This is a genomic window from Capilliphycus salinus ALCB114379, from assembly GCF_047276495.1.
In the GTDB taxonomy this organism is placed as follows: domain Bacteria; phylum Cyanobacteriota; class Cyanobacteriia; order Cyanobacteriales; family Microcoleaceae; genus Capilliphycus; species Capilliphycus salinus.
Genome location: NZ_CP178543.1, coordinates 6,561,161 through 6,580,184, shown reverse-complemented (window position 1 = coordinate 6,580,184; position 19,024 = coordinate 6,561,161). Strand labels below are relative to the sequence as shown.

Here is a 19,024-nt window from a genome sequence, read left to right as displayed (position 1 = left end):
GGGGCGGGTTTATATCAGTTGAGACTGGAAAAACATAAATCAATTCAAAACCCGCCCCTACACGATTGGGGGCGGGTTCGATGCTCGATGTATGTCTTCCCACAAATAACCTAAATAAACCCGCCCTACTGCATCACCGTAAGAGGGGCGGGTTTCTATCAGTTGAGACTGGGAAAACATAAATAATTGCGCTCGGCGCGCCCCTACATCACTGGTGACTGGTAATGAGTGACTGTAATAAACCCGCCCCTACATAATCATAATCGATTCACCGGACATAATATTAGAAGCAAAAAAGCCAATTGATCTATCGCACGGTTTCAACAATTTGACCCGCTCGTTCTGATTCAATTGCCATCGCAATCCCTTCGGGAATGTCTTCTAAATCCGTTGTAATTTCTGAAGGCAAAATCGGCGATATAAAGGTATAGCAGGGGTCGCATTCTCCATTTTCATAGACTTGAATTACCCATTTATCGGGCAATCCTTCGACTCCAACTTCTACAATATACCAACCTTCATCGATTAAACGGGAATCGACAATACTTAACCATTCTCGTTCTTCATCGACAAGTTCTAAGTCCTCTCCCAAAAAATTGATAGCGAGTTTTTTGGCGTCTAACTGAGTAACCATTTTTCTCCTTTTTAACTAAGTTTCACTGGTTGTAGTAGCAGGCTTATTCAATTCGGGATACAAACCCAAAGCTTTGGAAAGTTCGCGAGCGATATGAATTAAAAACTTGGCAGCATCTTGATTATTTTCATGAGCCATCATAGTGGCAACTTGCATTACAGTTTTGATGAAATCTTGATCTAATAAATCCTCATGGTTCGATAAAACTTCCGGTTCTTGACCGTTCGGACATTTCATTAATTCATCGATGAGATTGTAATAAAGTTCTTGACGTTGTGCAGTCATGGTAAATTCTCCTCATTTAATTATTGACCAATAACCAACGCATAAAGCACATCTTTATCCGTTTCTAGAAACGCTTGCGTTTCATCGTCGTAATAAGCACCAATTCCACTGCAACCGAGATTGAGATAGTGACTCACTAAATACAGTCTTTGTCCGATCAAACCCGCCCATTGAATAGCGGTTTGATAGTTCTGATAATCTGAGACAAAAAACAACGTTACAGCACTCTCTCGACCCAGGGCTTGGTTGATGCACAAATAACCCGTCTTTTCCCTAAAATCTCCGGCTTTTATCAGTTGATTTCCCCGATAAATACCGGGAGTTAAGTTCAAGACGCGATGCACCACAGCATAGATTTCTATCGCCTCAAAACTAACCGATGGGATGGGCTGTTCGAGAACATTTAAAATCCTCATCCAGTCTTCGTAAGTGATAGATTGCTGCTGGAATTTGCGGGCGGATCGTCGCTTAAAAACGACTTCTAAAAACTTTTTGGGTTCATAATAAAACTCGGGTTTTTTCCAAGTTTGATGGAAACTGTAAGGCGAAAGGGTTTCTTTATATCCGGCTTCAACGATAGAATTGGCTTCAAAATAATCGGTTCCGCAAACAAACGGAATTGGCGATCGCAGTCGTCGAGTGGGTTTTTCTTTTAGTTCTCCAATAATTGCTGCGCCCGTAATAAATTCTTTATTTTCAAACCCTAAATCTTGATTCAATGAACGTTTATCAAAATCAAAATAAAGCTGTAGATATTGATTTTCTAAATAGGCTGCGGCTTCAACGGCACCCAAATGATGACCCGCATCTAAAAAACAATAGCGTAAACTTCGATCTTTGTACTTCCAGCTTGAACGAAAATATACACAACTGACGAGAATAATTAACCCTTTTACCCAATAATTTGGGAGAATATAATCTTCGACTCCATCATCAATCAGTTGATAGATCAGCGTTAAACTATTTCGGGCAACTTCGACATGATAAATCCCATCAATTAAGCCTTGAACTCCGCGAATTTGTACATAAAGTTCTGTCGGATATAACGCGCCGGCTGAGGGATTGACTCTAAGCTGAACCGAATTATTTTTATAGGTTTTTTCAAAGGTAATTTGACTGCTGAGGCGAATCAGATTCTCAACCTTTCTATCCGAGTTTAAAGGAAATCGGGGATAGAATTGAGGATAAGATTTATAGCAACTGGGTTGAGTCAACGCATCAACATAGTTGGGATCGAGTGAGACCGACAAATAGGAATGCTTGGTTTGCTGGTGATAACGTTTTCCTGGGATCTCAGCTTTTAACATTCTTAAGAATCCTCAAGACTTCGATGGTACTGGCAAAGTCAATCGCTTTAAAATCATCCAAATTTTTCAGTTCGGGATCGGCATCACAACTCAAGAGAAGCTTTACCATTTCTTCTTTTCCGGCTGAAGCGGCATACATCAATACAGTGGCACCATTATCATTTTGATTGTTAATATTAACGCCCGAATTGATTAACAGATCCAGCAAAATATAATCATTTCCAAAACAAGCGTACCATAAGGCATTGTTGCCATCATCATTCGTTAAATTCAGATCCGCGCCGCGATTAATCAGTTCTTTAACAACTGTTAATTCCTTCTGTCGAGTGGCTTTCATCAACGCAGTATCTCCGTTTTCACCCTGGCGATCTAGATGATCGGGAGTGTAACCATTTGCCAGCAACCAATGAGTGGTTGTTTCACTGAAGGTTAGAGTCTGAGTCATAAACATTTGAGTTGATCTCGATGACCTGAATTTCTATATTTTTTTCGATAACTCTAATCATTTAAAAAATCCTTTCCGGTTTCAGTATCATTTAATACGAAGCGGGGGAATTTGCATTCATTTAAAGATTTTTCAAATCTTCTAAATTTTTATTTTTTTTTACAATTTTTTAATGAAATCTTCTCATCAGAGTGAATTGGCGATCGCTTTTAATCTCGATTTTCTGTGGGGCGTCCGATGTTCGGCGACATCAGCCAAGCCACCGATGAGGCGATCGCCATCGGATGTGTTAAGCTAATCTAAAAAAATACCGATAAATCTTTTAATCCTTCCTTTACAATCCCTTGTCTACGTTAACGATTTCTGACCAACAGCTTGAACAAATCAGCACCCATGCTGAAAACTGCTATCCTCGCGAGTGTTGCGGTTTAATCTTGGGGCGAATAGCGGAGAATTCTGATAAAATCGTTGTGGAACTGATCCCCACAGAAAACGCCTGGAACGATGACTCAGCAGCAGCCTTTGAGGAGATCGAAACCGCAGAGCAACCCGTAACCAGCCCAGAACGACGCTACACCATTGCTCCCCAAGTTATGATTGCCGCGCAAAAATACGGACGTTCAAGAAATCTTAACATTATTGGAATTTATCATTCCCATCCCGACCATGAGGCGATTCCTTCTGAATTCGATCGCGTTTGTGCTTGGTCGCAATATTCCTATATCATTGTATCAGTTAAACAGGGAAAAGCCAGCGATATTCAAAATTGGTGCTTAGATGAGAATCACCAGTTTCAAGCTGAAGAAATGATAAGCACCTCGCTCAATTGGTCCCCTGTTGGTTTATGATATTAATCTTTGGCTCACCCTAAAATGTTGGGATGCAAGATATCCTAACAACCGAAGGCTATTTTCCTTCTTGGAATTATCATGCTTAATCCGAATTTGGATCAAATCCAACTCAATAAAGAAGAATACGAACGGTATTCGCGTCACCTGATTTTACCCGAAGTCGGCTTAGAAGGGCAGAAACGCCTCAAAGCGGCCAGCGTGCTGTGTATTGGCACGGGTGGACTCGGTTCGCCTCTGTTATTGTATCTGGCGGCCGCCGGTATCGGACGCATTGGTATAGTCGATTTTGATATCGTCGATAGTTCTAACCTCCAGCGTCAGGTCATTCACGGCACCTCTTGGGTCGGAAAACCGAAAATTGAGTCCGCAAAAAACCGGATTCTTGAAATTAATCCCCTTTGTCAAGTTGACCTCTACAACACCCGTCTGAGTTCGGAAAATGCCCTCAAACTTCTCGAACCCTACGATGTGATAGTTGATGGGACGGATAACTTTCCGACCCGCTATCTGGTCAATGACGCCTGTGTATTGTTGAATAAACCCAACGTCTACGGTTCGATTTTCCGGTTTGAAGGTCAGGCGACCGTGTTTAACTACGAAGGTGGCCCCAACTACCGGGACCTTTATCCCGAACCCCCACCCCCTGGAATGGTCCCGTCCTGCGCCGAAGGCGGCGTTTTGGGAATTTTGCCGGGATTAATTGGTGTGATTCAGGCAACAGAAACGGTTAAAATTATTTTGGGTAGAGGTCAGACTTTGAGCGGTCGGTTGTTGCTCTACAACTCTTTGGATATGACATTCCGTGAGTTGAAGTTGCGACCGAACCCGGTTCGACCCGTGATCGAAAAGCTGATCGATTATGAACAGTTTTGCGGTATTCCCCAAGCCAAAGCGGAGGAGGCGAAAAAACAAATGGAAATTCCTGAGATGACGGTTCAGGAATTGAAGCAACTGCTTGATAGTGGGGCGGATGATTTTGTATTAGTTGATGTCCGCAACCCCAATGAGTATGAAATCGCCAAAATTCCGGGTGCGGTATTAATACCATTACCAGATATAGAGCGGGGTGTTGGTGTTGAGAAAGTGAAAGAATTGCTTAACGGTCATCGTTTAATTGCTCATTGTAAAATGGGTGGGCGATCGGCAAAAGCGTTAGGCATTCTCAAACAAGCGGGAATTGAAGGAATTAATGTCAAAGGTGGAATTACAGCTTGGAGTCAAGAAGTTGATTCTTCCGTTCCACTGTATTAATTCATTTTCACATTTATAACAATTTAGGGATAGGAAATTCAAGGGAAATTTGACTTGATCCTATCCTATTTTTTGTTTGATAGAAATAGTAAACAGGGAATAGGGAATAGGGTAAGGGGTAAAGGGTAAGGGGTAAGGGGTAAGAGGCAATTCTGTACGCGAAGCTGACTACGGAACGCGCTTACTCCTGTCTCCTGACTTCTGACTTCTGACTTCTGACTTCTGACTTCTCCCACCTCCCCACCGATAACCCATCCGTTTCCAAGCATCATTAACCCAAAAAACCCACACTCAACCCATCCGTTACCCATCCCCGACACCCGACACCCGACACCTATTCACTGTAAAAGTGACTGACAACTGCCCTAAATCTCTCTAAAGAAAGATAGTCAAAAAATAATTATTATGGTAATTAAATTTAGAGTTTGATCTCTCTACAATCAACCGGAGGAATGTAACAGTTTATCGGGTTAAAAACGGCTCTGTATATTACGATTGTTATCTGAAACTGAAGACCTGAACAATTAAAGGTTATCACTAAGATAATATCACTCAGATAAATAGTGTCCATTTCATTACAATAGAAGAATAGTGATGTCTTCAGAAGATTAAAACAGGAGAACAGTGATGTCCTCAGTTCTGTCCCTCGTTCCAGCCCTCGTTGCCTTTATCCCTCACGGACATTGCTATTTATGGAAACCTAACCTCGTCACATTACATCTGACTTCTGATGCTTTAACAGCATTATCTTACTATTCGATTCCTCTGATTTTATTCTACTTTGTTCGGAAACGAGTTGATTTACCCTATCCGGGGATTTTTATGCTGTTCGGAGCGTTTATTGTTTCCTGCGGAACAACTCATTTAATTAGTATTTGGACGCTTTGGCATCCCCACTATTGGGTATCGGGTTGGATTAAATTTTTTACGGCAGTTGTTTCTTTTTACACGGCGATAGAATTAGTTCCTATTGTACCCAAAGCTTTGGCTCTCAAAAGCCCAACTCAACTCGAAGCCGCCAACCAACTCTTACAACAGGAAATCACCGAACGTCACAAAATAGAAGCCGCATTGCGACAAAGTGAGCAACGTTATCGCGCAATTATTGAAGATCAAACCGAACTGATTGCTCGTTTTAATCCTGATGGTGGTAATATAACTTTTGTGAATAAAGCCTACTGTCGATATTTTCAAAAGAGTTTGGATGAAGTAATCAATCATTCCTACGAACCCATAATTTTTCCCGAAGATCAAGAAAAAATTGATCGATGTCTTCAGTCATTGAGTTTAGAAAATCCTGTGGGAATGGTCGAGCATCGAGTGATTGTTGAAGAGGAAGTGCGGTGGATGCAGTGGATTAACCGGGCGATTTTTAATGATGCGGGTGAAATTATAGAATATCAATCCGTCGGGCGCGATATTAGCGAACGCAAAGAAGCAGAAAAACTCAAGCAGCAACAAACCCTACTGAAAGAAATTCATCACCGGGTAAAAAATAACTTACAAGTCATCTGTAGTTTGTTGAGGTTGCAATCCCGTTTTGTTCAAGATCCGGTTGTTAAAGCCAAATTTAAAGAAAGTCAAAATCGAGTAAAATCAATGGCGTTAATCCATGAAAAACTCTATCAATCTGATGATTTTCGTCGGATTAAACTCGATGAATATATTAAAGATTTAACGAAAACAATTTTGAGAACTTATACGGTGAATACTTCTCAGATTTCACTCGAAACTGATATCGATCCAAATATTTTTTTAGATTTTGATACCCTAACCCCTTGCGGTTTAATCATTTGTGAATTAGTTTCTAATTCAATTAAATATGCTTTTGAACCCAATACACCCGGACTAATTTGGATTAGAGCCACATTGGATAACGAACAAAATTTAACCTTAATTATTGGAGATAATGGCCAAGGCTTACCTTCAGATTTTGACTTGGATAACGTTAAAACCTTGGGACTGCAATTGGTTCAAGATTTAACCGCACAACTGCAAGGAAAATTAACAATCAATCAAAACAAGGGGACTGAATTTCAGATTAAATTAGGTAAAATAAAAATAGATTAATATTTGTTGAATTTAAAATCATGCTCGACCAAATCACTATGAATGAACAAATTATTATTTTAGTTGTTGAAGATGAAAGATTGGTGGCTCGGGACCTGCAAGCAACATTAGAAGATATGGGTTATCGAATACCGGAAATTACAGATCAAGGAGAATTGGCGATTCAAAAAGTTGCTGAAATCAAACCGAATTTGGTGTTAATGGATATTCGGTTAGCCGGGGAAATGGATGGGATAGAAGCCGCAGAAATTATTAAAAATAATTATAATATTCCCGTAATTTATGTTACCGCTCATGCCGATGAAAATACCCTGGCTCGCGCCAAACTCACCGAACCCTATGGATATCTGGTTAAACCCTTTGATGAACGAGATTTAAAAACCACCATTGAAATTGCGCTTTATAAACATCAAATCGAACAACAATTACGCGATCAGTCTCAATGGTTATCTACCATTCTAGATAGCATTGCTGATGGTGTAATTGCTACTGATAAAATGGGCAAAATTAACTTTATGAATCCGGTTGCTGAACAACTTACGGGTTGGTCATGTCAGGAAGCAATCGGAAAAGATATTAGAGATATTTTTAATATTATCCACGAGGAAAGCCGCCATTCTCTACAACGTTTAATTTTAAAAGCGATAGAACAAGGTCAAACCTTGAAGTTAACCGAACCGATTTTACTGCTCTCTAAAAATAACCGAGAAATTCCGATTGATGATAGCATTGCACCGATTTTTGATTCAAAAAAGCAAAGTCAAGGTTCGGTCTTGATTTTTCGAGATATTACCCATCAAAAAATCGCCACAGAAAACCTGAAATATCAAGCTTTTCACGACCCCTTAACCGGTTTACTTAATCGAAATGGTTTTCTGCAAAGATTAAATCAAGCTGACCAGGAATATCTGATTAATCCCGATTTTAATTTTGCTATTTTCTTTCTCGATTTAGATCGCTTTAAAGTGATTAATGATAGTTTGGGTCATCAAGTTGGCGATCAACTCCTGCGGATTATTGCAAACAAATTAATACAATCCGTCCGAAATGTTGACGAAGTAGCCCGATTTGGCGGAGACGAATTTGCAATTTTAATCGAAAATTTGCGGGATCTGAATGAAATTTGTCAAATTGCCCAACGAATTCGCCATGAAATTATCAAGCCTATTTATATCAACGAACATGAAGTTTTTACCAATGTGAGTATCGGTATTGTTTTAAGTTCTATTGGTTACGATCAAGTCGATGATTTAATTCGAGATGCAGATATTGCCATGTATCGCGCCAAAACTTTAGGTCGAGGACGCTATGAAATCTTTAACGCGACCATGCGAGAACGGGTGCGATTAATTCAACAATTAGAAAGCGATTTACAACGCGCCCTAGAACGAAATGAATTTCAGGTTTATTACCAACCCATTGTTAATTTAAGCAACCGTGAAATTAACGGATTTGAAGCATTAGTTCGCTGGAATCATCCCGAACGGGGTCTTGTTTCTCCCGGTGATTTTATTCCCATTGCTGAAGAAACCGGCTTAATTACCTTGCTCGATTGGAAAGTCATGCGAGATGCTTGTCAGCAAGTTTATCGGTGGAACGAAAACCTAAAAAATCGCCCCCCTTTTGTTCTCAGTGTCAATCTTTCCGCCCGACAATTTATTCAAGCTAATTTAGTCGAACAAATTACCAAAATTTTAAACGATACCGGTTTAGAAAGACAATATCTGAAAATCGAAATGACAGAAACCGCTTTACTCGAAAATCCCGAGGGCGTTGCTGAGAGTATTTCTCAACTCAAATCTCTGGGAATTGGTTTATCTTTGGATGATTTTGGGACCGGATATTCATCTTTAAGCTATCTGCATCGCTTTTCAGTCGATAACCTTAAAATCGATCTTTCCTTCGTTCGCAGTATGAACTCAGAACCCCAAAGCTTTGAAATTGTTCGGACAATGATCGTACTTGCTCACGCTTTAAATATTTATGCGATCGCCGAAGGAATAGAAACCCCCGATCAACTCAACACTTTACAACATTTAAACTGTCCGCTCGGACAAGGGTATTACTTTTCTCCCCCCTTACCTGCGGAAAATATTAAAACCCTTTTTTAAATCTTCGCTCATAAAAAAGTTGGGTTTAACGCTGTTTGACCCAACTCAAAATAAACTCATCTGTTTAAATATTGATTCGTCAATCCAACTAATTCCGACGAACCGCTTGAGTCAACCTCGCCAACGTCTTACAACAATCAAATCGATCCAAATGAACCTCAATAAAACACAAGCTATCGCTATTTTTAGAAGCCAATTCTAAAGCTTGTTCTAAATCTCCTTCGGTTCGCACCTCACAACTGATACTCTCTCCAAACACTTCTGGAAGTTGATGATATTTCCAGGGTTGAATATCATTATAGGAACCATCGTGGATCATCCGTTCAATCGTATAACCATCGTTATTAATCAAGAAAATAATCGGATTTAACCCCAAGCGAATAATCGTAGAAAGTTCCTGACAAGTCATTTGAAATGAACCATCCCCAATAAACAGAACCACTCGATTTTGAGGTAGAGCCAATGCAGCCCCCAAACAAGCCGGCAGAGAATAGCCAATCGACATATAAAACGCCTGTCCGATAAACCGAGTATCGGTGTGAATTAATAAATCAATTGTAGCGATAATTGCATCTCCCGTTTCCGCGATCACCGTGCTATTATCGGCAACAAAATGATTAATCCGTTCGTAAAATCGAGCGTTGGTAATTTTTTGTTCCGGTTGAACCTGAAAAGATTTCGACAGGAGTTGAGATGCGGGTTGAATATCTAAACTCTCATCGGATTTATGGGAGAGTTTGGCAATCAAACCATCCATGAAATCGGCCAAATCAATTGGATAATAATAATGATGCTTGATTTTAACTTTTTCAGAATTGGCATTAATTAACTGACCTTCTTTGAGTTGAGCCGTATAACCGCCCAAATTCGTGTCGGACATAATCGCACCCAAACACAAAATACAATCGGAGTTTTCGACTCGATTTTTCACATAATCTCGACTCAACGCCCCGACATAATTGCCGATAAATTGGGGATGAAGTTCGGAAATACTCGACTTTCCTAACAAGGTACTGGCAATGGGATATCCGGTCGTTTCAACTAATTTTTGAAGTTTCTTTTGGATACCGTAGCGATGTAACTCAACTCCTGCTAAAATAATAGGACGTTCTGAGTTTTCGAGCCATTCTACCGCTTCGTTAATTGCTTCTTCGAGCGCTTGAATATCGCTCACCAAAGGATTGGGACGCTCAAAACTTACATGAGTAACGCAAGGTTTAGCCACCATATCCGCCGGAATTTCAATATAAACCGGTCGTTTGTAACGCAAACAAGCCGCAATTGTCCGGTCAATTTGGGCGGGCGCTTGTTCGGCGTTGGTGAGGGTAACAGCCGCAACTGTAACTTTTTCTAAAATAGAGAGTTGAAGGTTGTAATCTCCCGTCGTGTGGTGCATTAACAATTGATTTCCTTTGGCGGAAGTTCGCGGCGCCCCACTAATCACAATTACCGGAACTTCTTCAGCGTAAGCACCCGCCAAAGCGTTGACCACACTTAATCCCCCCACGCCGTAGGTCACGCACAGCCCACTGACTCCGTTTAAACGGGCGTAGGCGTCGGCCCGCGTAACCGGCATTGAGTTCGTTACAAGTTCCGACCAACTGCATCGAACTGTCAACAATCATATCCATCAAGTCCAGGACATAATCCCCCGGAACCCCGAAAACGTGACCCACGCCCACCGCTTCGAGTTGACTCACGAGATATTCGCCCACTGTGGTTGTCCGTGAACCGACAGCAGGCTTTTCAATTACTGGAATTCTCATCTTTTTTTCTCAACCTGTACCCTGGTTTATGAGTTTATGATAACAAATTGTAAAAAAGTGTTGTTAAATTTACAAAAGTATGTATATAGCCGTGAAAACTGCCAGAGTCCCTAGAGGTACATCCCAAAAACCCGGTTGATCAATAGAAACCTGGTTTTGAATCCCCGCAGGTTTTCAATTCCGATAGATGCTCGGAAATTGAGTTAGAGTTTTATTGTTAATCTGATTTTGTTCGTTTTCTCAAACAATCAGCCCTTGAGTCGTCAAAAATAGAGTGATTTTTAATTAAACAATATTTGGCTAAAATCAATGATTAACTCCCTTGGCACCCCTCCCTTTGAGGAAATTTCAGAAGATCGCAATCCTTCCTGACGGAATGACTGGATTTCAATTAAAATAAAAATTAGATGCAATAATATTGATCACATAGATAATGTCAACCGACTCGGCCTTATACGACGCTGTAACCCACCAGATTAAAAATCGAGAAGCACCCATTTGCGATCGACATCATACCGTTGATCCTGAAAATCTCCAGACGGTTAGAAATCAAACTCTTAGTGTCGAAAAAGCCCAACGCATGGCGGAATTTTTCAGCCTTTTGGGAGATGCGAACCGCCTGCGTTTATTGTCCGTTTTAGCCAAACGAGAGCAGTGTGTTTGTGATTTAGCCGCCATTTTAGAAATGAGTGAATCGGCCGTTTCTCATCAATTGCGATCGCTGCGGGCTTTACGATTGGTTAGTTATCGCAAACAGGGGCGCAAAGTTTATTATCGACTGCTCGATCGCCATGTTCTCGATCTTTATCAAGCTGTGGCCGAACATCTCGATGAAACCGATGATTCTGATTAAAATAACTGTTTAACAATGGTGATGAAACGGCACGGTGATCAGCGGTAGAAATACAAAAACCAGCAGACTCCAATTCCAGGAATTTATAGGCGGATCGGACTCGAAACTTTGGGAATCATCGTCGCTCAGTAAAGCTTCGATCCGTTCCGTGATTCGATTCGCCGGTGCAGTACAACTAAATGCCGCACAGTTTTCTTCAGAAACCGCCACCGGTTGACGAACCATTAATAACAACGTTTCCGCTAAAAGTAACGGATCGATCTGTTGGGAAGCTCGGCGATCGGCTCGCAGTTCTCGTAACAGTAATAATTCTTGCCAAATCGGTTCTGTATAAGGCAACCAAGCCGTTAAACGCCGGCACCAACCCAACCCAAAAAACCAAAACGTATCTCGATAATAATGGTGGGCTTGTTCGTGAACGAAAACCGCTTGCTGTTGGTCTGGAGTTAGGGTTTTTAGGAGTCCTTGACTCACCACTAATTCGGGATGCCAAAACCCAATTTGAGCGCAAAATAAAACCGGATTTTCTAACAGTCGAACCGTCATCTGATTGACTTCAATTTGCCGATAACTTCGCACCTGTAGAATGGAGATCCATCCCCGAACCGTTAAAATTAAACCCAATATCAACGCCCAACCGCACAACCCCCAAGCTAACCCATACCCTAGCCAACCCGTCGGCCGTCCGAGCATCTGTCCCACAGGCCCCATCCAAATCACCGCCACAGCCGTCATTAGCAGCATCAAGGGGGGTAAAATTAAGCCAATTAGCGATCGCTGCCAACGTTGCGCCCAAGTCCCAGAATCGGGAAAACTAACCCGTTGGCAAATGATAGCAAATGCGAGTGAGAGTAAGATCAAAATCAAGTGCATTATTTCTCCTCGTTTTTAGCTTCTCGTAGGGCTTTTAAGCGTTGCGCGATCGCATCAAGTTGATCTAAAGTGGCAGAATCGAGACTGTCTGCAAACGCCGCCACAATATCCGGGTTGCCCAAGGCTAAGAACTGATTGAGGTGTTCCTGGGCTTCGATGGCGATCGCTTGGGTTCGAGAGATGCGAGGCTTCCAAAGATAAGCCCGTCCGCTGCGATCGCAAGTCAGCCAACCTTTTTGGCGCAAACGATTTAATACAGTCGTCACACTGGGGGAGGATAATTCTCGATCGGGATCGGCGAGAATCTGTTCGTGAACTTGTTTAACCGTTGCACAGCCGAGATCCCAGATAATGTTTAAAATCTCTCGTTCGAGAGGGCCTAGAGACATTTTTTCCGGGCGATAATTGGGTTTTGGTGTCATATTGCTAATCTTGATTTTCCACAACACATCTTCAACTTTAAATTTTCTTATACAGTTTGAGTCACTATGGTATAATAAGCATCGGTTCCACTTCAAGTTAGCTATCCTCTCAGCAAGTTTTTCCCAGAGGATGCTAAAGTAGAAGTGTGAAAAACTCCATAAAGTGAGCAATTTATAAGGAGAATATGAACTTCATTTTGTCAATCTCTAAGCGAGTAGTTTTAGGTTTATCCGTTGTTTTGTTGGTGGCGAGCAGCTTCGTCTTCAATACTTCTTCTGCTGCTGCTGCAACCTACGAAGTTAAAATGGGTGCCGATAACGGAATGTTATCATTTGTACCCGCAAAGTTAGAGGTACAGCCCGGTGATACCGTAAAGTTTGTTAACAATAAACTGGCTCCTCACAATGCTGTTTTTGATAAGGGCCAATCTCCCAGTGCAGACGTTGCAACTACACTGTCTCACAAAGCTCTGATGTTTTCCCCCGGAGAAAATTACACAGTTACTATCCCGGAAGATGCAACTTCTGGTGACTATACCTACTACTGCGAACCCCATAGAGGTGCGGGTATGGTTGGACACCTGATTGTTAAGTAATCGTCTCACTTAGCGTTAATTTACAACCATTTATTGCAGCTTTAACGGTTAGCAATTCTCTCCTCTCCTTGACAGAAAGTTATTCCTCCAGACTTAAGAGTTTCTTAGGTTTTGTAGTGAAGTTCAAGCCGCTTTCTCAAACAGGGGGAGGAGAAATTTATTGAATAGAAATTTGTCAGATACCATGTCAAAAACTTACACCGTTGAAATTCATCATCAAGGAAACGTTCAGACTCTAGAAGTCGCCGAAAATCAACTCATTCTAGAAGCCGCAGAAGCCGCAGGAGTAGAGTTACCCAATTCCTGTAATGCGGGAGTCTGTACTACCTGTGCGGCTAAACTCGAAAAAGGTGAGGTTGAACAAAGTGACGGTATGGGTTTGAGTCCTGAACTTCAAGCCGAAGGATACGCTTTATTATGTGTTTCTTATCCTCGATCTGACTTAAAAGTTTTCACAGAGAAAGAAAACGAAGTTTACGATCGCCAATTTGGTCAATCAAAGTAAGATTCTTTGAAAAGTTCAAAAAACCCGGTTTCTCAAGTAACTTTCGGGTGGGTGAGTGCAAAAACGTTCTGATTTCACTCCTCAAAAACCCGGTTTCTCACAGAAACCGGGTTTTTCAAATAACTGTACACCTGGAATAACTTTCGGGTGGGTGAGTGCAAAAACGTTCTAATTTCAGCAGAGAAGTTATCCTTTCTCAAAATAATTGTAGGGTGGGTGAGTGCCAAAACGTTCTGATGTTAGCAATTACGTTATCCTTTCTCAAAATAACTTTCGGGTGGGTAAGTGCCAAAACCTTCTAATTTCAGCAGATAAGTTATCCCGTCTCACCCACCCTACTTTTGAATCAAATCTTGAGAATAACTTTCGGGTGGGTGAGTGCCAAAACGTTCTGATGTTAGCAATTACGTTATCCTTTCTCAAAATAACTTTCGGGTGGGTGAGTGCCAAAACCTTCTAATTTCAGCAGATAAGTTATCCTTTCTCACCCACCCTACTTTTCAATAAAATCTTGAGAATAACTTTCGGGTGGGTGAGTGCCAAAACGTTCTGATGTTAGCAATTACGTTATCCTTTCTCAAAATAACTTTCGGGTGGGTAAGTGCCAAAACCTTCTAATTTCAGCAGATAAGTTATCCTTTCTCACCCACCCTACTCCTTAAAATAATTGTAGGGTGGGTGAGTGCCAAAACCTTCTAATTTCAGCAGATAAGTTATCCCGTCTCACCCACCCTACTTTTGAATCAAATCTTGAGAATAACTGTAGAGTGGGTGAGTGCAAAAACGTTCTGATGTTAGCAATTACGTTATCCTTTCTCAAAATAACTTTCGGGTGGGTGAGTGCCAAAACCTTCTAATTTCAGCAGATAAGTTATCCTTTCTCAAAATAACTTTCGGGTGGGTAAGTGCCAAAACCTTCTAATTTCAGCAGATAAGTTATCCTTTCTCAAAATAACTTTCGGGTGGGTGAGTGCAAAAACGTTCTAATTTCAGCAGATAAGTTATCCTTTCTCACCCACCCTACTTTTCAATAAAATCTTGAGTCGCAATTAACATCAAGCCTATGTCAATCAACCGTCGCCAATTTTTAACCGGGTTTGGACAATCTCTATTGTTAACTCAAATTTCCCAATTTTCCCCTACAACCGCCAATGCTTCCGTTTCCCCTATCAAACCGCCACGATTGAAAATTGGAGATACTGTCGGGTTGGTCACTCCTGCGAGTCCGATTAAAAAGTCTCATTTAAAATTTATTCAATTACAATTAGCCCGACAGGGATTAAACGTAAAAGTCGCGCCTCACGCTTTAGATCAATATGGGTATTTAGCCGGAGTCGATCGCGCGCGCGCCGCAGATATTAATACTTTTTTTGCAGATCACTCCATTCAAGCTTTAATTGCGACGGGAGGGGGTTGGGGAAGCAGTCGGATTTTACCCCTTTTGGATTACGATTTGATTCGCCGCCATCCGAAAATTGTTTTGGGTTATAGCGATATTACCGCTTTACTTTTGGGAATTTATAGCCGCAGTGAATTAATTACATTTCATGGGTTGTTGGGAACTTCCATCTGGAATGAGTTTTCTGTCGGTTACTTGAAACGGTTGTTATTTGGCGCTGAAGCCATTGTTTTTCAAAATCCCGTTGAAGTCCGAGTTGAGACCATTACCCCCGGACAGGCGAGGGGGCGTTTGGTCGGGGGAAATTTATCCGTGATGGGCGCTTTAGTGGGATCGGCTTTTTTACCGGACTGGAATCAAGCGATTTTATTTGTAGAAGATGTTGGAGAAGATGTATATCGGATCGATCGGATGTTAACTCATTTGCGATTAGCGGGAATACTAGAGCAACTGGCGGGTTTTATTTTTGGTCAGTGTACTCGCTGTCTCGATGAGGAGGATGATTCGCCTACTCTCAGTTTATCCCAGGTGTTGAACGATCACATTCGACCTCTGGGAATTCCGGCTTGGTACGGTTCGATGATCGGTCATATTCGCAATCAGTTTACAGTACCGCTCGGGGTTGAGGTTGAAATTGATGCAAAATTGGGTATGATTAAAATGTTAGAAAGTGCCGTGATTTAAACTTATTTTATCTGTGATAAAGATCACGATTAGATGTGATATAAAACAAAGATATTTTTTAAAATAGCTGCTAGTCTGTTATCAGGTTTGATAAAACCAACCTCAATTACATCAGTTTGGAGCTAAAAAAGATCGTCAGCAGCATTTGAATGAATTTTCATCAAATCCTGCGAGCGCAATTGTTAAATTGTTGACGATCTTAGCGGTGCTAGGGGGAACAAACACAACCTAATCATATTATTAGGTTACAGATGATAGCTCTAAAAACCTGTGTAAATATAAACTTGAAGCGAGAGCGTTCTGTGTTCTCGCTGTTTTGTTGGGATTTTTGATTGATTATTTGAAAGACTGAAATTGTTGCTACAAATGATTAACAGGGCGGGTTCGGGTTTTGAGTTTTATTCAACACCGGACACCCAACACCTAACCCCTGCGATCGCAGAGAAACCGAGTTAAAATATTTCTTTATTCAATACTTCCTTAACAACCTTAGCAAATTCAATGAGTTATTCCATCGCCCGACGTTTGGAACAATACACCGAAAAACGCCCTCAAGAGGTTTTGATTGTTCACATCGAAATAGAGGGGGAACCCGATGAAATTGCAATTTTTAAGGGATTTTCCAGTTCTTTGATGCGTCCGACTGCTTTTGACCCCGATGTTCCTGTCCTTCCGAATCAGGCTAAAATTCTTAAAATTGACCGGGCGGCCAGTCCCTACAACCCCGCAGAACCCCGTTATCTTCAGCAAGGACTAACCTGGGATAGTATTCAACCGCTGTTATCTCAAGTCGGAGTATAAAAGGGATTAGTCCCGAGCGCACTCTATCCGACGCCGCTAGGACTAATCACCGACGGTTATAGCGGGTGGATTAGACCATACCGCCTGCGGCTTGAAACCGCGCTCTCGCTCGTTTTAGGGCGTTTTTAGCTTTGATTTTCTCTTGCTCGCTACCGCCGCTTTCTGCTTTTTCCCAGTTGGCTTTGGCTTCGGTGAAAGCCGTCTGAGCCTGATTTTTATCAATAGATTGGCCGCGTTCGGCTCCATTGACTAAAATCGTGACTTCATTTTCTTCAACTTCCGCGAATCCTCCGAGCAGGGCAATCGGAACCCATTCCGACTTGGAACGAACTCGCATCACTCCCACATCGAGAGCGGTCATCATGGGTGCGTGTCCACTGAGGACACCCAATTGACCCGTTGTGCTGGGAAGAATCACTTCTTCAGCTTGATCGTCCCAGACCGTTTTATCCGGGGCAATTACACGCACATTAAGTGTCATTTGTCAAGTATAAATAGAGAGAAAGTAGTTGGTGATTTCAGGAAAATAGAGGAATTGGGCCTCCGGGCAGAAATCAACTGGCGATCGCGATCGGGGTGACTTCCGATTCCCATTGGCCGTTCATCCGACTAGGACTTCATTTTTTCGGCTTTGGCCATCACTTGATCGATACCGCCAACCATGTAGAAGGCTTGTTCCGGCAAGTCGTCGAGTTCGCCAGAGAGAATCATTTGGAAACCCTTGAGAGTATCTTTCAACTCAACATACTGACCAGGAGCGCCAGTAAACACCTCAGCCACGAAGAACGGTTGAGACAAGAATCGCTCAATCTTGCGAGCGCGAGCCACAGTCAGACGGTCTTCTTCAGACAATTCATCCAAACCGAGAATCGCGATAATATCTTGCAATTCCTTGTAACGCTGTAAAGTCGCCTGTACCGCCCGTGCAGTTTGATAATGCTCCTCACCGACAACGCTCGGCTGTAACATCGTGGAAGTGGAATCTAACGGGTCAACCGCCGGATAAATCCCTTTAGACGCCAAAGCCCGAGACAGTACCGTTGTCGCATCCAAGTGAGCAAACGTTGTCGCCGGAGCGGGGTCAGTCAAGTCATCGGCCGGAACGTAAACCGCCTGAACCGAAGTAATCGACCCTTCCTTCGTCGAAGTAATCCGCTCTTGCAGTTCACCCACATCAGTCCCCAAAGTCGGCTGATATCCTACCGCAGAAGGCATCCGACCCAGTAGCGCCGATACTTCCGAACCCGCCTGTACAAACCGGAAGATATTATCAATAAACAGCAACACATCCTGCTTACTGACATCCCGGAAATATTCAGCCATCGTCAGAGCAGACAGACCCACACGCATTCTAGCTCCGGGCGGCTCATTCATCTGACCGTAAACCAGGGCAATTTTAGATTTGCTGCGGTCTTCTTGGTCAATTACCCCCGATTCGATCATTTCTTGATAGAGGTCATTCCCTTCGCGGGTGCGTTCACCCACACCACCAAACACGGATACGCCACCGTGCGCTTTAGCGATGTTGTTTACCAATTCCATCATAATGACGGTTTTGCCAACGCCCGCACCGCCGAATAAGCCAATTTTGCCGCCGCGACGGTAAGGTGCGAGAAGATCGAGAACCTTGATCCCGGTTTCAAAGACAGCCGGTTTGGTTTCCAGTTCCGTAAAAGCCGGTGCAGAGCGGTGAATCGAGGAAGTTGTATCGGTATTAACGGGGCCGAGATTATCAACCGGTTCACCCACTACATTAAAAATACGACCCAATGTTGCAGTACCGACAGGAACGGAGATAGAAGAGCCTGTATCGACAACTTCCATACCCCGTACCAAACCATCGGTGCTATTCATCGCAACAGTACGGACTTGGCTATCACCAAGAAGTTGCTGAACTTCACAGGTAACAGAAACTTCTTGACCTGCTTCGTTCTGACCCTTAATCGTCAGGGCATTGTAGATTTCCGGCATTTTGCCCCCCGGAAATTTCACATCTACAACCGGGCCGATAACTTGGGTAATGTAACCTACGTTTGTTCTTTGTTCGGTGGTGACCATGATGAGCGTTTATTTCCTCAAATCGCTGTATCCGATTTCTCGGGAAGCTTAATATCTAAATAATTACCATCTTTTAGCGTATCACTGATGGGAACATCAAGAAATTGTCGATT

The 19,024-nt window shown here is 42.3% G+C and carries 20 protein-coding genes; 10 read left to right on the top strand and 10 right to left on the bottom strand.

Going from position 1 to position 19,024, the window contains the following annotated elements; translation table 11 throughout:
* Positions 1–307: 307 nt before the first annotated feature.
* Genes ACL6C3_RS26565 through ACL6C3_RS26550 form a run of 4 tightly spaced genes read right to left on the bottom strand, consistent with a single transcriptional unit; the run spans position 308 to position 2,671 of the window.
* Entirely contained in the window at positions 308–634 is a 327-nt protein-coding gene (locus tag ACL6C3_RS26565) for a hypothetical protein (RefSeq protein ID WP_413162659.1), read from the bottom strand.
* Between the two features lie 15 nt (positions 635–649).
* Positions 650–919, bottom strand: coding sequence for a hypothetical protein (locus ACL6C3_RS26560; RefSeq protein ID WP_413162657.1), 270 nt, complete (start codon positions 917–919; stop codon positions 650–652).
* A 20-nt stretch (positions 920–939) separates the two neighbouring features.
* Complete coding sequence (locus ACL6C3_RS26555; RefSeq protein ID WP_413162656.1) at positions 940–2,226, bottom strand: SagB/ThcOx family dehydrogenase; 1,287 nt, start codon at positions 2,224–2,226, stop codon at positions 940–942.
* A complete protein-coding gene (locus tag ACL6C3_RS26550; RefSeq protein WP_413162654.1) occupies positions 2,213–2,671 on the bottom strand; it encodes an ankyrin repeat domain-containing protein in 459 nt (152 codons plus the stop codon). Before ACL6C3_RS26550 ends, ACL6C3_RS26555 begins: the two co-directional genes overlap by 14 nt.
* A 172-nt stretch (positions 2,672–2,843) precedes the next feature.
* Here ACL6C3_RS26550 and ACL6C3_RS26545 point away from each other — a divergent pair, with 172 nt between their 5' ends.
* The 5 genes from ACL6C3_RS26545 to ACL6C3_RS26525 all read left to right on the top strand — a co-directional run bounded on the left by ACL6C3_RS26545 (position 2,844) and on the right by ACL6C3_RS26525 (position 8,954).
* On the top strand, positions 2,844–2,969 hold the full coding sequence (locus ACL6C3_RS26545; RefSeq protein WP_413162652.1) for a hypothetical protein: 126 nt from the start codon (positions 2,844–2,846) through the stop codon (positions 2,967–2,969).
* Positions 2,970–3,015: 46 nt separating this feature from the next.
* Positions 3,016–3,519: a Mov34/MPN/PAD-1 family protein gene (locus ACL6C3_RS26540; RefSeq protein ID WP_413162650.1), complete on the top strand. Its 504-nt coding sequence runs from the start codon at positions 3,016–3,018 to the stop codon at positions 3,517–3,519.
* A gap of 81 nt (positions 3,520–3,600) precedes the next feature.
* Positions 3,601–4,773, top strand: coding sequence for a molybdopterin-synthase adenylyltransferase MoeB (gene moeB / locus ACL6C3_RS26535; protein ID WP_413162649.1), 1,173 nt, complete (start codon positions 3,601–3,603; stop codon positions 4,771–4,773).
* A gap of 627 nt (positions 4,774–5,400) precedes the next feature.
* Positions 5,401–6,843, top strand: coding sequence for a sensor histidine kinase (locus tag ACL6C3_RS26530; protein WP_413162647.1), 1,443 nt, complete (start codon positions 5,401–5,403; stop codon positions 6,841–6,843).
* A gap of 38 nt (positions 6,844–6,881) precedes the next feature.
* Positions 6,882–8,954 (top strand): EAL domain-containing protein, encoded by a 2,073-nt coding sequence (locus ACL6C3_RS26525; RefSeq protein ID WP_413162645.1) that lies wholly within the window; start codon positions 6,882–6,884, stop codon positions 8,952–8,954.
* 88 nt (positions 8,955–9,042) lie between these two features.
* Here the strand turns inward: ACL6C3_RS26525 and ACL6C3_RS26520 are convergent, their stop codons facing one another.
* The gene (locus tag ACL6C3_RS26520) at positions 9,043–10,530 is read right to left on the bottom strand and encodes an alpha-keto acid decarboxylase family protein (RefSeq protein WP_413162644.1); all 1,488 of its coding nucleotides are present in this window, start codon (positions 10,528–10,530) and stop codon (positions 9,043–9,045) included.
* Positions 10,415–10,720 carry a thiamine pyrophosphate-binding protein gene (locus ACL6C3_RS26515; RefSeq protein WP_413162641.1) on the bottom strand — a complete coding sequence of 102 codons (306 nt, stop codon included), beginning with the start codon at positions 10,718–10,720 and terminating at the stop codon, positions 10,415–10,417. The genes ACL6C3_RS26520 and ACL6C3_RS26515 overlap by 116 nt, the downstream gene beginning before the upstream one ends.
* 433 nt (positions 10,721–11,153) lie before the next feature.
* On the opposite strand from ACL6C3_RS26515, the gene ACL6C3_RS26510 reads away from it, so the two are divergent.
* The gene (locus ACL6C3_RS26510) at positions 11,154–11,573 is read left to right on the top strand and encodes an ArsR/SmtB family transcription factor (protein ID WP_413162639.1); all 420 of its coding nucleotides are present in this window, start codon (positions 11,154–11,156) and stop codon (positions 11,571–11,573) included.
* A gap of 9 nt (positions 11,574–11,582) precedes the next feature.
* Here the strand turns inward: ACL6C3_RS26510 and ACL6C3_RS26505 are convergent, their stop codons facing one another.
* Complete coding sequence (locus ACL6C3_RS26505; RefSeq protein WP_413162638.1) at positions 11,583–12,446, bottom strand: M56 family metallopeptidase; 864 nt, start codon at positions 12,444–12,446, stop codon at positions 11,583–11,585.
* Positions 12,446–12,868, bottom strand: a complete 423-nt coding sequence (locus ACL6C3_RS26500; protein WP_413162637.1) for a BlaI/MecI/CopY family transcriptional regulator — start codon at positions 12,866–12,868, stop codon at positions 12,446–12,448. Before ACL6C3_RS26500 ends, ACL6C3_RS26505 begins: the two co-directional genes overlap by 1 nt.
* 185 nt (positions 12,869–13,053) lie before the next feature.
* Here ACL6C3_RS26500 and petE point away from each other — a divergent pair, with 185 nt between their 5' ends.
* The 4 genes from petE (at position 13,054) to ACL6C3_RS26480 (ending at position 16,853) form a co-directional block, all read left to right on the top strand.
* Entirely contained in the window at positions 13,054–13,464 is a 411-nt protein-coding gene (gene petE, locus ACL6C3_RS26495) for a plastocyanin (protein ID WP_413162636.1), read from the top strand.
* Between the two features lie 184 nt (positions 13,465–13,648).
* Positions 13,649–13,969: a 2Fe-2S iron-sulfur cluster-binding protein gene (locus ACL6C3_RS26490; protein ID WP_413162635.1), complete on the top strand. Its 321-nt coding sequence runs from the start codon at positions 13,649–13,651 to the stop codon at positions 13,967–13,969.
* Positions 13,970–15,032: 1,063 nt separating this feature from the next.
* On the top strand, positions 15,033–16,052 hold the full coding sequence (locus ACL6C3_RS26485) for a S66 peptidase family protein (RefSeq protein WP_413162633.1): 1,020 nt from the start codon (positions 15,033–15,035) through the stop codon (positions 16,050–16,052).
* Positions 16,053–16,553: 501 nt separating this feature from the next.
* The gene (locus ACL6C3_RS26480; RefSeq protein ID WP_413162632.1) at positions 16,554–16,853 is read left to right on the top strand and encodes a hypothetical protein; all 300 of its coding nucleotides are present in this window, start codon (positions 16,554–16,556) and stop codon (positions 16,851–16,853) included.
* Positions 16,854–16,923: 70 nt separating this feature from the next.
* On the opposite strand, the gene atpC is transcribed toward ACL6C3_RS26480, so the two are convergent.
* Both atpC and atpD read right to left on the bottom strand, forming a co-directional pair.
* Positions 16,924–17,334 carry an ATP synthase F1 subunit epsilon gene (atpC, locus tag ACL6C3_RS26475; RefSeq protein WP_413162631.1) on the bottom strand — a complete coding sequence of 137 codons (411 nt, stop codon included), beginning with the start codon at positions 17,332–17,334 and terminating at the stop codon, positions 16,924–16,926.
* A 128-nt stretch (positions 17,335–17,462) separates the two neighbouring features.
* Positions 17,463–18,911: a F0F1 ATP synthase subunit beta gene (gene atpD, locus ACL6C3_RS26470; protein WP_413162629.1), complete on the bottom strand. Its 1,449-nt coding sequence runs from the start codon at positions 18,909–18,911 to the stop codon at positions 17,463–17,465.
* Positions 18,912–19,024: the final 113 nt, after the last annotated feature.

Excerpts from the sequence above, each read along its gene's own strand:
- ACL6C3_RS26565 (WP_413162659.1), bottom strand. The coding sequence starts at position 634 with ATGGTTACTCAGTTAGACGCCAAAAAACTCGCTATCAATTTTTTGGGA.
- ACL6C3_RS26560 (WP_413162657.1), bottom strand. The coding sequence starts at position 919 with ATGACTGCACAACGTCAAGAACTTTATTACAATCTCATCGATGAATTA.
- ACL6C3_RS26555 (WP_413162656.1), bottom strand. The coding sequence starts at position 2,226 with ATGTTAAAAGCTGAGATCCCAGGAAAACGTTATCACCAGCAAACCAAG.
- ACL6C3_RS26550 (WP_413162654.1), bottom strand. The coding sequence starts at position 2,671 with ATGACTCAGACTCTAACCTTCAGTGAAACAACCACTCATTGGTTGCTG.
- ACL6C3_RS26545 (WP_413162652.1), top strand. The coding sequence starts at position 2,844 with ATGAAATCTTCTCATCAGAGTGAATTGGCGATCGCTTTTAATCTCGAT.
- moeB (WP_413162649.1), top strand. The coding sequence starts at position 3,601 with ATGCTTAATCCGAATTTGGATCAAATCCAACTCAATAAAGAAGAATAC.
- ACL6C3_RS26530 (WP_413162647.1), top strand. The coding sequence starts at position 5,401 with ATGTCCTCAGTTCTGTCCCTCGTTCCAGCCCTCGTTGCCTTTATCCCT.
- ACL6C3_RS26525 (WP_413162645.1), top strand. The coding sequence starts at position 6,882 with ATGAATGAACAAATTATTATTTTAGTTGTTGAAGATGAAAGATTGGTG.
- ACL6C3_RS26520 (WP_413162644.1), bottom strand. The coding sequence starts at position 10,530 with ATGCCGGTTACGCGGGCCGACGCCTACGCCCGTTTAAACGGAGTCAGT.
- ACL6C3_RS26515 (WP_413162641.1), bottom strand. The coding sequence starts at position 10,720 with ATGAGAATTCCAGTAATTGAAAAGCCTGCTGTCGGTTCACGGACAACC.
- ACL6C3_RS26510 (WP_413162639.1), top strand. The coding sequence starts at position 11,154 with ATGTCAACCGACTCGGCCTTATACGACGCTGTAACCCACCAGATTAAA.
- ACL6C3_RS26505 (WP_413162638.1), bottom strand. The coding sequence starts at position 12,446 with ATGCACTTGATTTTGATCTTACTCTCACTCGCATTTGCTATCATTTGC.
- ACL6C3_RS26500 (WP_413162637.1), bottom strand. The coding sequence starts at position 12,868 with ATGACACCAAAACCCAATTATCGCCCGGAAAAAATGTCTCTAGGCCCT.
- petE (WP_413162636.1), top strand. The coding sequence starts at position 13,054 with ATGAACTTCATTTTGTCAATCTCTAAGCGAGTAGTTTTAGGTTTATCC.
- ACL6C3_RS26490 (WP_413162635.1), top strand. The coding sequence starts at position 13,649 with ATGTCAAAAACTTACACCGTTGAAATTCATCATCAAGGAAACGTTCAG.
- ACL6C3_RS26485 (WP_413162633.1), top strand. The coding sequence starts at position 15,033 with ATGTCAATCAACCGTCGCCAATTTTTAACCGGGTTTGGACAATCTCTA.
- ACL6C3_RS26480 (WP_413162632.1), top strand. The coding sequence starts at position 16,554 with ATGAGTTATTCCATCGCCCGACGTTTGGAACAATACACCGAAAAACGC.
- atpC (WP_413162631.1), bottom strand. The coding sequence starts at position 17,334 with ATGACACTTAATGTGCGTGTAATTGCCCCGGATAAAACGGTCTGGGAC.
- atpD (WP_413162629.1), bottom strand. The coding sequence starts at position 18,911 with ATGGTCACCACCGAACAAAGAACAAACGTAGGTTACATTACCCAAGTT.